The sequence below is a fragment of the Streptomyces sp. NPDC007856 genome (assembly GCF_042868225.1).
In the GTDB taxonomy this organism is placed as follows: Bacteria; Actinomycetota; Actinomycetes; order Streptomycetales; family Streptomycetaceae; genus Streptomyces.
The window spans coordinates 60604-73137 of the sequence record NZ_JBIAEC010000016.1 but is presented as its reverse complement, the minus strand read 5'-3'; the positions used below and the strand labels follow the sequence as shown (position 1 = coordinate 73137).

Below are 12534 nucleotides of genomic sequence, written 5' to 3'. Positions count from 1 at the left end.
CCGAGAACGACGTCAGCGTGGAAGCCGGTGTGCGGAATGCTCTCGGTAATGACCAGGCTACTCCTCGTCGGGGCCCGGCGGACCGATGCGGAGCGATGGGTTGAACGAGAGCACGAAGGAGCGACGTTCGCGGGGCCTGTGCCCGCGCCGCCGCTCATGCCGCGTCGTGCCAGGCGGCAATACCGGTCACTGTGACCGCGACGGTGACCGGCTCCGCGACACCGTGGGTGGCGAGGTGGGTGATGAGGGCGGCTGTCACCCGGTCGTGGACGTTTCGGGCGATGTCCAGCGCCCGCCGGCCCTCTGCCAGGACGCAGCGCACCTCGATGTGCCATCCCGAACCGTCCGGCGCCCGGTCGGCGCGAATGCCGGCCTCGGGCGGCGTGGTGTCCGCCCGAGCGGGCGCGGCGGCTGCCGCGAGGCGCCGGGCGAGGCGGGGTTGCAGGCCGACTACGCCAGGGACCGCGAGGGCTGCCTCCGCCGCGACGCCGAGGAGCGCGGTGGTGCCGGTGGCGGTCATCACGTGCCACCGCCCGTCGGGAGGCGGGGGCCGAGGGTTGGCCCCGGCCCCAGTACGTCGACCACGGTGATGTCGACGGCTGTCACCGTGAGCCCCAGGTCCTGTCCGGCCGAGCGGAGGACCGATCGGCGTACCTGATGGACCCGGTCGGGCAGCGGGCGGTCGAGGGCGGCGGCCAGGGTCATGGTCACCCGCACGTCGGTGCCGGAGCCCTCGGGTACGAGCCGGCAGGTCGCGGCCCGGACGCCGGCGACCGTGTCCGCGGCCTGCCTCAGTACCTTCGCCGCGGCGCTCTCGGTGATCCGTAGGTCCAGGTCCGGGTCGGCCAGGGGCAGCAGCCGCCCGAACCGGACCTCTGCCCTGACGATGTTCATGACGCGGTCGGCGAGTGCGTGGAGGCCGGGCGTGTCCTGGGCACGCAGCGCTCGGGTGGCCGCGTCGACCGCGGCCAGCCCCTCGGCGGCCTCACGGCAGTGAGGGCAGGAGAAGGTGTGCGGGTCCGCGGCCGGCGTCGTGTCGCGGGCCTGTTCCCAGACCCGGCTGAGCAGTTGGCCGCAGGGCAGGACCTCGTCACCTGCGAACGGGGGGACGTCGGTGGCACCCGGCCTGGGACCGGTCCCGTCGACCCCGAGAGGCTCGGAAGGCCGAGCGTGCGGGTCGTCTAGCGCCATGGGCCCATCGCCTCCTGCAGGGATCGGCGTGCCCTGAACAGCCTGCCGCGCACCGTCTGTTCGCTGGTTCGCGTCACGTGGGAGATCTCCTTGTAGGACATGCCCTGCACCTCCCGCAAAATCCAGCAGAGTCGCTGCCCGGCGTCGAGATCGCCGAGTGCGCGGGACAGGGCGGCGGCGGCCGCGTCCTGCTCGGCGGACCGGGCGGGTTGGCTCCAGACGTCTCCCGCCGCGGGCTCGGCGACGGCGTCCAGGGGGAGGGGCGGCTGCCGGCGATGGCGCATGGTCAGGCAGCGGTTGACGGTGATCCGGTACATCCAGGTACGGAACTCCGCGCTGTGGTGGTATTCCGGCAACCGTCGCCAGGCGCTGACGAAGGCGTCCTGAACAGCGTCCTCGGCATCGTGGGGGTTGCCGAGCATGCAGCGGGCCAGGGCAAGGAGCGGTCGGCCGTGCCGCTGGACGAGAACTGCGAAGGAGTCCTCGTCCCCCTCGGCTGCCCGTACGGTCAGCAGGCCGTCCGGCAGGTCGCGTCCCATCAGGTCACGGCCCGGCGATGGGGAAACAGCGCTTTCGATCACGGCACTCCCGCACACGGCTCGGACCGTCCGCGTACCCGACGGGTCGCATGTGATGCACATCACATGCAATGCGCGTGAGGAACGCGGCGCCCGATATGTCCAACCTTTTGAAGGGCACCGCACCGGTGTCCGAGGGACCGATCGAGGCGACCGCCATGACGGACAACATCACCAGCGTCGGCGGGGGCAGCCGGCCCGAGGCGGGCGTGAGCGCGCTCAAGGGCCGCACCGGGGCCGGGGCTCCGGCCGAGACACGGGGGAAGACCACCATCGCGGACGGTGTGGTGGCCAAGATCGCGGGCATGGCGGCCCGCGAGGTACCGGGCATCCACAGCCTGGGAGCGGGGATGGCGCGCGCCTTCGGCGCCATGCGTGAACGCGTTCCCGGAGGCGGAGGCGGGGCCGTCACGCGGGGAGTGAAGGTCGAGGTCGGCGAACGTCAGGCCGCCGTGGACCTGGACGTCGTCGTCGAGTACGGCGTCTCCATCGTCGACGTCGCGGGCGACGTGCGTACCAGTGTGATCAGCGCCGTGGAGCGGATGACGGGCCTGGAGGTCGTCGAGGTGAACATCGCCGTCGACGACGTCCACCTGCCCGACGAGGAGGCAGAAGCCGAAGCGGACGAGGGGCGCGTGAGGTGATCCGCCGCCGCGCCCCTGGCGGGCGCGGATGATCGCGCGCACGGCGACGCCCCTGCGCGAGACGGGTGAGTGCGAGATGAACGCAGCAATGACGGGCCTCGCGGCCGGTATGGCCCTCGGCTTCGCCGGTTACTTCGGCGGCTTCTGGGCCTTTCTGCTGGTGCTGGTCCTGGGTGCGGCGGGGCTGATGGTCGGCCTCGTCGTACAGGGCGACCTCGACCTCCGGACACGGAGGCAGCGGTGACGACCCGGCCCGCTCCTCCGGGGGAGGGGTCGAACCCGCCGGCGCCCACCGCCGGGCTGCCGCCCCCGGCCGAGCGGGGGGCCACCGTCATCCCGGACAGGGTGGTCGCCCGTATCGCCGCCCAGGCCGCACGCACGGCCCAGTCCCGGCGCGCCGCCGTACCGCCCGACCGCGGCGGACCGGCGGCACCCCACGCCTCCGCCGCCGTCCGTACCGGGTCGGTGCGCCTGCATCTGACGATGGACCTGCCCTACCCCACCGACATCCCCCGTGTCTGCGAGCGGATCCAGCAGGACGTCGCCGAACGGGTCGCCCAGCTGACCGGCCTGCGGGTGGGAGAGGTCCTCCTCACCGTCCGGCGGCTGGTGACCGCCGCCGGCACGAGCCGGGGGCGGGTCCGGTGAGCGGCCACGCGGCCCGGGTCGCACAGCACGCCATGGAGGAAGGGCGATCGCGATGACACCTGATCCCGGTCCTCCCGACCGCAGCGGCGCGCCGTCCGCGCACCGTGGCGCCGGGCCGCTGACGAAGGAGCCCGACCCGCCCGAACGCGACGTGTCCGCCTCGGACCTCCCACCCGGTGAGCGCGGCAGAGGGCACCGAACCCACCGCAAGTGGTCCGCGCGTCGCATCACGGCGGCACTGGTCGCCGTCGTGATCCTCGTGTCCGCGGTCGCGGCGCTGGTCGACGTCATCGCCGTACGGGCGGGACGTCCGGCAGCGGCCTGGAGACGGCATCTGGCCGACGAACTGGCCACCCGGCCGGTGGATGATGTGTGGATGCTGACGGGAGCCGCCGTGGCCGCCGCCGTCGGCGTCTGGCTGATCGTCCTGGCCCTCACCCCCGGTCAACGCCGCTGGCTCCCCCTGTGCTCCCCCGCCGACTGCCCCCGTGTGCGGGCCTTCCTGGACCGCGACGGCGCCTCCGGTCTGCTGCGCGACGCCGCGATGCGGGTCCCCGGGGTCGGCGCGGCGCGTGTCCTGGTAGGCCGCCACCGCATCAAGGCCCGCGCGGACGTCCGCTTCCGCGACCCCCAGCGGGTGAAGGACGACCTCACCGCCGTCCTCGGCGAGGAACGCGACCAGCTGGCCCTCGCTCGCCCTCCCCGCATCGTCGTACGGGTACGGCGACGCACCGACTGACCGACAACCGCACCACCGGGAGCCCGCACCATGACGCCGCGATCCGCACTCAACCGCAGTCTGCTGGCCCTCACCGGACTGGTTCTGCTCGGCGGCGGACTGCTGGTCCTCTTCGCCGGGCTCGACCTCTACCGGCGGCACGATCTGGTCCCGCCCGCCGGCTGGCCTCTGACCACGCCCGCCGACGTCCTGCTCGGCTCCGCCGACCGGGCCCGCTGGAGCAGCCAGGGCTGGTGGTGGTGGCCCGCGGTCATCGCCGCCCTCGTCCTCACCGCCCTGCTCGCCCTGTGGTGGCTGCTCGCCCAGCTGAGCCGACGCCGCCCCGGCTCCCTGCCCGTCGGCGGCACACCACCGCAGGAGGGCGTCGAACTGCGCGACCGCGCGCTCAGCGACGCGATCGCGAACGAGGCCGGCGCCCTGCCGGGGATCGAACACACGGCCGTAAACATCACCGGCCGACCAGCCCGCCACCGCACCCACGTCAGGCTCACCCTCACCCCCGAGGGCGCGCCCGGCGCCGCTCTCGGTGCCCTCTGCGAAGGCCCGCTCAGCACCGCTCGCCGGTCCACGGGCCTCCCTGACCCGCCCACCGAGGTCCGCGTACAGGTCACCCGCCACAGACCACACCGCGTGGAGTGAGGGGAAGACCGGCCGTTCCCGCCCCAACGCTCTTGCGGAGCATTGCGGTTCGCAGGGGAACAGCACTGCTCCCCGAAGGAGAGATCATGATCGTCCTGGGCGTCATTCTGCTCGTCGTCGGCTTCCTCACCGGCATTTCCATCCTGTGGACCATCGGGATCATCCTGGCGGTCGTCGGAGCCATCCTGTGGGTCCTCGGCGCGATGGGACACGCCGTCGCCGGTCGACGCCACTACTGGTAATCGAGGTCGGGCGCTGAAGGGCAGTGACCCGGGCAACGGGCAGGCCGGCAGCCGGCGCGGCCCCCACAAGCGTTCGCGGCGGCGGAGAGGCCCGATCCGGCTGCGGTCTCCGCCGTGCCGGGCACAAGCGGGGCGCGCCCGATGGCCGTTGTGCCGGTCCTCGCCGCACGAGCGCACGGCCGACTCGGTCGGGACGGTGGATGAGCCCCCGGCCCGGTCGGAAGTTTCCACGCCGCGTCGGCCTGTCAGGCTGCGTCGGGAGTTCGCCTGCACAGCGCCTCCGTGAAGATCCGCCAGAACATCCCCCCGAGCCACGGCAAAGACGTGCGGTGAGCGGCAGGCCGCGGGGAAGGCTCCGACCGGTCGGGGCTTCGGGGAGGAGTTTCTGGGAGCCTTGCTGGACCAAGGGCACGAATTGCCGCCGTACCAGCTCGTCGCGCGGCAGATCGGCAGGCGCGATGGCCGCGGGCCCTCGGTCTTCCTGCGGGACTACGGTCAGGTCTGGCTCGTTGCTCTGCCGGGTGACGGGCTGGCGGCCGGGGAACCGCAGCCGATCGACGGATCCGACGGTCATGTCCACGCCCCGGTTCAGGTTGGCCGGGATGCTGGAACCCGCTATGACGTGGCCGGCGACAGCTTCGACTACGCCCTCAACGGCGATGCCCCGCATGTGGCCATGGTCGATGCGATGGGCCACGGCCTGGACGCCGCCGCGATGGCCACGGTGGTCATCGGGGCCTACCGGCATGCCCGGCGGACCAGCTCGGCCTGTCGGAGATCCACGCGTTCATGGACCGGGCCGTCGCCGAGCAGTTCGGCCCCGAACACTTCGCGACCGCTCAGATGATGCGGCTCGACGCGGCCACGGGCCGGTTTCAGTGGGTCGACGCCGGAGGTCCCGCTCCTGTGCTGATCCATGGACACCGTGTCGTACGGCGACTGCACGGCCCCACGACGCTGGCCATCGGCTTCGACGGTCACGAGCCCCGGATCAGTGAAGTTACGCTCGCCCCGGCGACCGGGTGCTGTGCTTCGCCGACGGCCTGATCGAGGAACACGAAGCAGGCGAAGAGCAGTTCGGCGAGGAGCAACCCGTCCACTGGGTCAACCGCGTCGAACACACCGAGGAGAGAGTACGCGCGGTGGTGCGCGCACTCTCCCACGCTCTGAAGCAGCAACGGGGCGGCCGCACCAGCGATGACGCGACCCTCTTCCTGATCGGATGGCGCGGGGGCGCCGTCGACCACCTCGCCATCCTGGAGTGAGCCCACAGGCGCACCAACTGCACGCTGCCCGTTCCGCTCCCGCCGCTGTTTGCGAACGCCCTACCGCTGGAGTCGGCTCCGCGATCCTCCCTGGGGCGGGTTCACTTCTCTGTGCGGCTCTCTGCGCCATGGCGAGAACCGCCACCGCCGGGTACGGCCTGAGGCCAGGATCTCCATACGATCATCGTGGCTCGCGGTGAACAGCTGAATCACGATCACACCAAAGACGATCAACGCGAGGAGCACACTCACCGTCACGAAGGTGTCCATGTCTCCCACACCCCTGCTGCGCGGATCCGCACGTGGTAGATGACCGCTTCAGCAGGAGTACCTGAGGCCAGGTGGCGGGCGTCGTGTCCGCCTTCGGAGCCCCAGACCGCCTCCCGCAGCGAGTCCGAGTCGGCCGCTGCCTCTGCCGCCGCCCGGAAACGTTCGGCCTCATGAATCAGGCCGGTCGCGGTGAGGCTCCGCGACGGGTCGGTGGCCATGGCCATGAGCCGGGCCGCGGTGGCCGGCCCCGTCTCCGGTGGGATCACCAGCAGGCTCCAGCAGTCGAACGTGTAGGACAGCAGCAACAGCTTGTGCGGGTCTTGCCCGGCGTTGGACCAGCCGACGCGCACTATGTGGCCGTGCGCGGGCACTTCTCCCGGAATGACCGGCCAGAACGTGCGGCTCACCGCTGCCCGGGTGATCCGCCCCCACAGCCGGTCGAGGCATTCGACGAGCGCCGGGAGCTGCTCCGTCAGGTTGCGCGAACGGGGCCACCAGGCACCGTCGATCAGAGCCGGAGGGGCGTCGGCCGACGCCAGCGTGAGTCGGAGCGGTGACGAGGAAGGGGCCCGGCCTTCGACTGCGGGTGTGAACGGAATGGTCGCGGTCATGGCGCGGACCCAACCCCGGGCCGGTCACGGCCGGCCCGGTTGTCATGAATCGCCGAGAACGACCCGGCGTGGAAGCCGGTGTACGAGATGCTCTCGGTAATCACCAGGATACTCCTCGCAGAAGCCCGGCGGACTGATGGGGAGCGACGGTGCGAACGGAACAGGAACACCTCCCACGCAACACAGCCCAGGAGTGCTGGGCCAGGGCACGCGAGCCGTCGTGGGTGGGACCGGTCCGGGAGCCGGCATACGAAGTGCCCCGGCGTCCTCGGCCCTCTCCCGCCGGTATCGACAGCCGCTTCACGGATTGCTGCGTCGCCTCCGCAACCGCCCCGGCGTGTGCGGAGTACGGTGGACAACACCGAGGGCATTTCGCACACCGGCTTCCACGCCGGGTCGTTCTCGGCGAGAGATGAAACCCGGGTCGCCGCGAAGGCGGCCCGGAGACGGGTCCGCATCATGTCGGCGACCTTGCACCAACCCCTGCCGCACCACGAGCCCGTCGCCGCCCCGGCCGCGCGTCTCGCGCTGAAGACCGACGGGACGTCGCGCGGCCTCCTGGACGGTGCCTGGTGGCCCCGCTCCCGGGACCTGCCGAGCGAGCTGCCCGCACTGACCGACGTGCTGGACCCCCTGTGGGGCCGCATCACCCGCATAGCCGTCAACCCGAAGTACTGGCCGGTCATCCCGCACGAGATCCCCGTGGGCGGTCATGTCGTCAAGGTCGGCTGGTTCACCCCGGAGATCGAGCCGCACAAGCTGCTGCTGCTCTCCTACGGCACCGGCCGCTGGGATCTGCTGGTCATCCCACCCGAGACCGGGGCGGAGTCGGCGGCCCGCCTGATGGCGGCCGCGTCCGACTACGACGGTCCACCGACGACCGCAAGCGCTCTCATCGCCGCGGACGAGACCCGGAGTGCCGTCTCCGCTGCCGACCGGCCACTCGAACCGGACGAGGCAGGGACGTACGAGAGCGGCCCCTCCTCTGCGGCCGTTCCGGCACGGACCCATCGCGTCAGTCGCCTGATCATCGGCATGTGAGACAACCGCCATGAACACCTTCCTGACGACCGGCGTCTTCCTGGTCCTCATCGCAGCGGCGGCATTCGTGATCCACCGGCTCGACATCGAGCACGCGGAAAGGATCGCCGTGCACCGGTACAGTCGCGTCCTGCCCGGCGGTCCGCGTCGCGGCACCGACACGGCACGACCCCTTGCGGGACCACCGCGGTCCACCTCGCCGACCGTCGGCGAACGACGTGACCACCGCGACGGGGGCCGCGGCCGCTTCCCACCGCGCCGCCGCGACCGCATCGCTCACCACGGGTGACGAGGCAATGTCCCCGGCCCCACGCACCGACCGTCGGCGCGGCCCGTACCGACGGGTTTCGGCCCTGCCTCACGAACCGGCGCAGGCACATGCATGGGTCTCGACCGGCGGGTCCCCGCCCCACGTGGTCCTCCCCCGAGGAGCAGCACATGCAAGCCCTGATCGTTCTCATCGTCGTGATCGGCCTCCTGGCCGTCTTGGCCCTCGCCCTGTCCGTGAAGGTCGTCAAGCAGTACGAGGAGGGAGTGCTGTTCCGTTTCGGCCGACTCGTCGGAACACGCTCCCCGGGACTGCGGTTCATCATTCCGTTCGTCGACACCCTGCACCGGGTGTCCCTGCGGGTCGTCACCATGCCGATCCAGTCCCAGGGCATCATCACCCGGGACAACGTGAGCGTCGACGTGTCGGCGGTCGCCTACTTCCGCGTCGTCGACGCCGTCAAGTCGGTCGTCGCCGTGGAGAACGTCAACGCGGCGATCAATCAGATCGCCCAGACCACCCTGCGCAAGGTCGTCGGTCGGCACACGCTCGACGAGACGCTGTCGGAGACGGACCGCATCAACCTGGACATCCGCCAGATCCTCGACGTCACCACCGTCGACTGGGGTGTGCAGGTCACGCTGGTCGAGCTCAAGGACATCCAGCTGCCCGACACCATGAAGCGCGCCATGGCCCGCCAGGCCGAGGCGGAGCGGGAGAAGCGAGCGAAGATCATCAACGCGGAGGGCGAGTCCCTGGCCGCAGCCGCGCTCGGCGACGCCTCGGACACCATGATGGCCCACCCCCTGGCGCTTCAACTGCGCAATCTCCAGAGCCTGGTGGAGATCGGTGTCGACCAGAACACCACCGTCGTCTTCCCAGCCCCCCTCATGAGCACGATCGGCGAGCTCGGCTCCTTCCTCGCCCGGGAAACCGCGGCCGCCGCACCCGCCGCGGCAGCACCACTGGCCGACACCGGCCGCACCGACAAGTCCGTCAGCCCGGCCGGCAACGCAGCATGACCCGACTGCCCGCACCACCACCGCGTGCCGCGGTGGTGGTGCGGACGAGCGATCCGGGCCACCAGGGCGGACTCGTGGACGACGCCTGTCGTGCGCGTCCTCCGGGCATCAGCTGATGATGGGAGTACGGCCGAACACACGGAGCTGATCATGACGGGTTGGCGCGTCAGGGACTACTCCCAGGACGATCTCGAAGCGCTGATCCGTGTCGACATGGAGAGCGGCACCACCGAGGAGCCGCCGCTCTTCCCGCTCTCGGACGCCGTGACGGCCCTCCAGACCCGTCACCCGGCTGTGGTGGCCACGGCCGACGACGTGCTGATCGGCGCCGCGGTGAGCAGGGTGGAGGGCGAACGGGCATGGATCCTGCGCATCTGCATGGCGCCCGGCTGGCGCCAGCGCGGGCTGGGCAGTGCCCTGATCACCGCCCTTGAGCAACGGCTCTTCGCCGCCGGCGTCCGCGCGGTGCACGCCGCCCTGCCCGAGGGCGAGACCGGTGCCACCGCCCTGCGCAACTGCGACTTCGGTGCTCGCCCCGGCCTGGTCTTCTTCGAGAAACGCGGACCGGTCACCCCGCAGTCGGCCGGCACGCTGTCCTCGCTCGGAGCGGAGCTGCCACCGGGGGGACTGTGGCAGAAAGTCGCGGGCATGCAACGGGAGAAGCAACTCATCGAGCGGCGCCTGGTCCTGCCGCTGGCCCATCCCGAACTGGCCGCGCAGCACGGAGTGGAACTGCCACGGGCGGTGATGCTGTTCGGCCCGCCCGGGACCGGCAAGAGCACGTTCGCGCACGCGATCGCCAGCCGCCTGGGATGGCCCTTCCTCGAACTGTTCCCCGCCCGTCTGGCCGCCGAGTACGGCCTGGCGACCGGGCTGAACCGGCGCTTCGACGAGATCGCCCGGCTCGACCACGTCCTCGTCTTCATCGACGAGGTCGAGGAGATCGCCGGCCAACGCGGCGGCGCGGACGCGACCGCTGTGGGCGTCGTCAACGAACTGCTCAAGGCGATCGTCCGGTTCCGTAGCCAGGACGGGCGGCTGCTCGTCTGTGCCACGAACAACGTGACCACCCTCGACTCCGCGTTCCTGCGGCACGGCCGCTTCGACTACGTGCTGCCGATCGGCCCTCCCGACCACACCGCCAGGACCGCGCTGTGGGAGAGCTACCTGGCCCGAGCGGGCGCGCGGGCCGACAGCGCGGCACTCGCGTCCGCCAGCAAGGGGTTCACCCCCGCCGACATCGCCCACGCGGCGCGAACCGTCTCCCAGGCCCAGTTCGAGCGCACCTTCGACACCGGATCCCGGACCACCCCCACCACCGACGACTACCTGGACACGATCCGCGACACCAAGCCCACGGTCAGCGCCGCCATGGCCCAGGAATTCGCCCAGCAGACGGAGAAGTTCGCCCGCATCTAGCGTCCAGGCCGATGGGGAGTCGGTCTGCGGCGGATGTGTCAGGCCGGCGCAGGTGGCGTGTCGCTGCCCGTTTCGATGAGGATCTGCCTGGCCTCGGTGACGTTGTCGGCCCGTACGGCCCTGGCCATCGCGGCGCGTGCCGCGTCGGGCGACGCGTCCGGAGGGACCACCATCAGGGAGAAGTGGTCCCGGTCGCCCCGGGTGATGAGGACGGTGTCGTCACCGACCGGGAAGGAGTCGATGTGGACGACTCGGCCGTCGACCATCACCCGGGTCGGCAGTCCGTCCCAGGCGCTGCCGTCCAGACCGACCCGGGTGACAGGCCCGAGATGCTCGGTCAACGCGGAGATCAGCGAGGGGAGCTCGGCACCGATGTCCCGGGACCGCGGCCACCATGCGCCGTCCAGGATTCCCTCGCGTGCGCGTGCCGTCTCCAGCCGCAGCAGGGCCGTGCCGGGTTTCACCGACCGGTGGACGGCGTCCGGCAGGAGCCTGGGGAGGTCGGGGGTGGGTGAGTCGGCCATGATGTCCGCCCGTCCGCAAAGATCAGTGCGACCGCAGAGCATGCGACCGCGATACGACCCTGCAACCTCACCGTACTCCGCACGACGCTCGCGCGAGCGCCTCGCCGCACGGCACGGTTACGGAAACAGGCAACGGCTCCGGCGTATACCCGCCGGAGCCGCCCTTCCGGGTCATTGCACATGAGCGTGCGCCGACCCGCTTTCCACGTTACGCCAAAGGGATTAGTCCGACACGAACAAGCCTTGTGGAGGTTCGCTTCGGTCCGAGAAGCCGACCCGGCGGCTCAGCCACGCCCTTCCTCTTCCGTCTCCATCTGCCGGATCCCCTGGTGCGTCAGCGTGATCATCGCGGGCGTGTTGCCCCTCCCCCAGTCCACGACGACCCAGCCTTCGCCCGCCAGGTACATACAGGCAGCGGCCATGTCCTGCTCAGGGATACCGAGGTCGGTGCGGAGCTTCGCCCCATCGACGCCGAGGAGGCGATTGCCCTCGGCGGCTTGGTACAGAGCCTGCATGATCCTCTCGCGGTACGTCTTCCGGTCTCGCAATATCGCCATGACGCGCCTTCCTCTGCTGCCCACGGTCGGGCCGAAGTCGATGTCATCCGCGGCCGCCGTCGCGGTGGGGCGCGTCGGAACGCTCGCGTCCACCGCCGAGCGACGGTGCCTCCGGGGCCGACGCCCGATCCCCGGCAGAACATCGCTGTAGTGGAAGGCAGCGATCCGTTCGTCGTGCTGACCATTGAGCTGGTGGATCAGAACGACTCCGACGGCGACCAGAAGGAGCAGTACGGCCACGGCGATGACAGTCATGGTTCTCTCACCTCCGCCGACCGCCGAGCGAAGGCCCTGTCGAGCCGATGGGCCGGGGCGGGGCACGACGGCCCACCTGCTCCGCCGTCGGTCTCCCACGCTTCTTCCCTGCTTCGGGCGGCGATCCTTTCTGCTGCTTGCTCCCGCGCCGGGACATCGATGCCGTCGCCGGCCATCAGCTGCGCGGCGGCATCCGCACCGGTTTCCGGCGGAAGCACCAGCACGTCCCGGCGGCCGTCAGCGGAGAAGAGAGTCAGTCTGTGCGGATCCTGCTCCTCGGTGGACCAGTCCACCTGCACGGTGCGCCCGGCGTCGGACACCCAGTGCGGCAGGACGGGCCAGTAGGCCGGGTTCACGGTGACACCCGTGATACGACCCCAGAGATCGCCCAATGCGGCCGTCAAGGACGGCAGCTCACGGGTGAGGGCACGGGAGCGGGGCCACCACGTGCCGTCCAGCCCGCCCGGCGCGGGCGTCAGGGACAGCCGGGCCGGCGGCGGCGCGCGTCTGCTCGATGTCGTACGGTCAATGGTCACGGCCATGGCGCGGACCTGTCCCCGGGCTCGTGGGTGCGGCCCGGCGCTGTCGATCACCGGAAACGGCACCCGCAGCGGAGCCGGT

The 12534-nt window shown here is 71.2% G+C and carries 17 protein-coding genes and 1 pseudogene; 11 read left to right on the top strand and 7 right to left on the bottom strand.

Features of this window, described 5'->3' with window-relative positions; all coding sequences use genetic code 11:
• Positions 1-154 precede the first annotated feature (154 nt).
• Genes ACFYOH_RS32735 through ACFYOH_RS32725 form a run of 3 tightly spaced genes read right to left on the bottom strand, consistent with a single transcriptional unit; the run spans position 155 to position 1730 of the window.
• A complete protein-coding gene (locus tag ACFYOH_RS32735; RefSeq protein WP_388633156.1) occupies positions 155-520 on the bottom strand; it encodes a hypothetical protein in 366 nt (121 codons plus the stop codon).
• Positions 520-1191 carry a hypothetical protein gene (locus tag ACFYOH_RS32730; RefSeq protein ID WP_388633153.1) on the bottom strand — a complete coding sequence of 224 codons (672 nt, stop codon included), beginning with the start codon at positions 1189-1191 and terminating at the stop codon, positions 520-522. The genes ACFYOH_RS32735 and ACFYOH_RS32730 overlap by 1 nt, the downstream gene beginning before the upstream one ends.
• Positions 1182-1730 carry an RNA polymerase sigma factor gene (locus ACFYOH_RS32725; protein WP_388633150.1) on the bottom strand — a complete coding sequence of 183 codons (549 nt, stop codon included), beginning with the start codon at positions 1728-1730 and terminating at the stop codon, positions 1182-1184. Before ACFYOH_RS32725 ends, ACFYOH_RS32730 begins: the two co-directional genes overlap by 10 nt.
• 197 nt (positions 1731-1927) lie before the next feature.
• On the opposite strand from ACFYOH_RS32725, the gene ACFYOH_RS32720 reads away from it, so the two are divergent.
• The 7 genes and pseudogenes from ACFYOH_RS32720 to ACFYOH_RS32690 all read left to right on the top strand — a co-directional run bounded on the left by ACFYOH_RS32720 (position 1928) and on the right by ACFYOH_RS32690 (position 5946).
• On the top strand, positions 1928-2413 hold the full coding sequence (locus tag ACFYOH_RS32720; RefSeq protein ID WP_388633545.1) for an Asp23/Gls24 family envelope stress response protein: 486 nt from the start codon (positions 1928-1930) through the stop codon (positions 2411-2413).
• A gap of 76 nt (positions 2414-2489) precedes the next feature.
• Positions 2490-2657, top strand: a complete 168-nt coding sequence (locus ACFYOH_RS32715; RefSeq protein ID WP_388633148.1) for a hypothetical protein — start codon at positions 2490-2492, stop codon at positions 2655-2657.
• Positions 2654-3061 (top strand): Asp23/Gls24 family envelope stress response protein, encoded by a 408-nt coding sequence (locus tag ACFYOH_RS32710; RefSeq protein WP_388633145.1) that lies wholly within the window; start codon positions 2654-2656, stop codon positions 3059-3061. Before ACFYOH_RS32715 ends, ACFYOH_RS32710 begins: the two co-directional genes overlap by 4 nt.
• Before the next feature lie 52 nt (positions 3062-3113).
• The gene (locus tag ACFYOH_RS32705; RefSeq protein WP_388633142.1) at positions 3114-3800 is read left to right on the top strand and encodes a DUF6286 domain-containing protein; all 687 of its coding nucleotides are present in this window, start codon (positions 3114-3116) and stop codon (positions 3798-3800) included.
• 30 nt (positions 3801-3830) lie between these two features.
• On the top strand, positions 3831-4439 hold the full coding sequence (locus ACFYOH_RS32700) for an alkaline shock response membrane anchor protein AmaP (protein ID WP_388633139.1): 609 nt from the start codon (positions 3831-3833) through the stop codon (positions 4437-4439).
• An 86-nt stretch (positions 4440-4525) separates the two neighbouring features.
• The gene (locus tag ACFYOH_RS32695; RefSeq protein WP_388633136.1) at positions 4526-4681 is read left to right on the top strand and encodes a DUF6131 family protein; all 156 of its coding nucleotides are present in this window, start codon (positions 4526-4528) and stop codon (positions 4679-4681) included.
• 385 nt (positions 4682-5066) lie between these two features.
• Positions 5067-5946: pseudogene (locus ACFYOH_RS32690) on the top strand (PP2C family protein-serine/threonine phosphatase).
• A gap of 254 nt (positions 5947-6200) precedes the next feature.
• On the opposite strand, the gene ACFYOH_RS32685 reads toward ACFYOH_RS32690, so the two are convergent.
• Entirely contained in the window at positions 6201-6827 is a 627-nt protein-coding gene (locus ACFYOH_RS32685) for a DUF5994 family protein (protein ID WP_388633133.1), read from the bottom strand.
• Positions 6828-7178: 351 nt separating this feature from the next.
• Here ACFYOH_RS32685 and ACFYOH_RS32680 point away from each other — a divergent pair, with 351 nt between their 5' ends.
• The 4 genes from ACFYOH_RS32680 to ACFYOH_RS32665 all read left to right on the top strand — a co-directional run bounded on the left by ACFYOH_RS32680 (position 7179) and on the right by ACFYOH_RS32665 (position 10577).
• Entirely contained in the window at positions 7179-7868 is a 690-nt protein-coding gene (locus ACFYOH_RS32680) for a DUF5994 family protein (RefSeq protein WP_388633131.1), read from the top strand.
• 10 nt (positions 7869-7878) lie between these two features.
• A complete protein-coding gene (locus tag ACFYOH_RS32675; RefSeq protein WP_388633128.1) occupies positions 7879-8157 on the top strand; it encodes a hypothetical protein in 279 nt (92 codons plus the stop codon).
• 149 nt (positions 8158-8306) lie between these two features.
• Positions 8307-9158, top strand: a complete 852-nt coding sequence (locus tag ACFYOH_RS32670) for a slipin family protein (protein ID WP_388633126.1) — start codon at positions 8307-8309, stop codon at positions 9156-9158.
• 150 nt (positions 9159-9308) lie between these two features.
• Entirely contained in the window at positions 9309-10577 is a 1269-nt protein-coding gene (locus ACFYOH_RS32665; RefSeq protein WP_388633123.1) for an ATP-binding protein, read from the top strand.
• 38 nt (positions 10578-10615) lie between these two features.
• Here the strand turns inward: ACFYOH_RS32665 and ACFYOH_RS32660 are convergent, their stop codons facing one another.
• From ACFYOH_RS32660 to ACFYOH_RS32650, 3 genes are all read right to left on the bottom strand, one after another.
• Positions 10616-11101, bottom strand: coding sequence for a DUF5994 family protein (locus ACFYOH_RS32660; RefSeq protein WP_388633121.1), 486 nt, complete (start codon positions 11099-11101; stop codon positions 10616-10618).
• Between the two features lie 284 nt (positions 11102-11385).
• Positions 11386-11658 (bottom strand): hypothetical protein, encoded by a 273-nt coding sequence (locus ACFYOH_RS32655; RefSeq protein ID WP_031029805.1) that lies wholly within the window; start codon positions 11656-11658, stop codon positions 11386-11388.
• Positions 11659-11909: 251 nt separating this feature from the next.
• Positions 11910-12455: a DUF5994 family protein gene (locus ACFYOH_RS32650; protein ID WP_388633118.1), complete on the bottom strand. Its 546-nt coding sequence runs from the start codon at positions 12453-12455 to the stop codon at positions 11910-11912.
• Between the last annotated feature and the right edge of the window lie 79 nt (positions 12456-12534).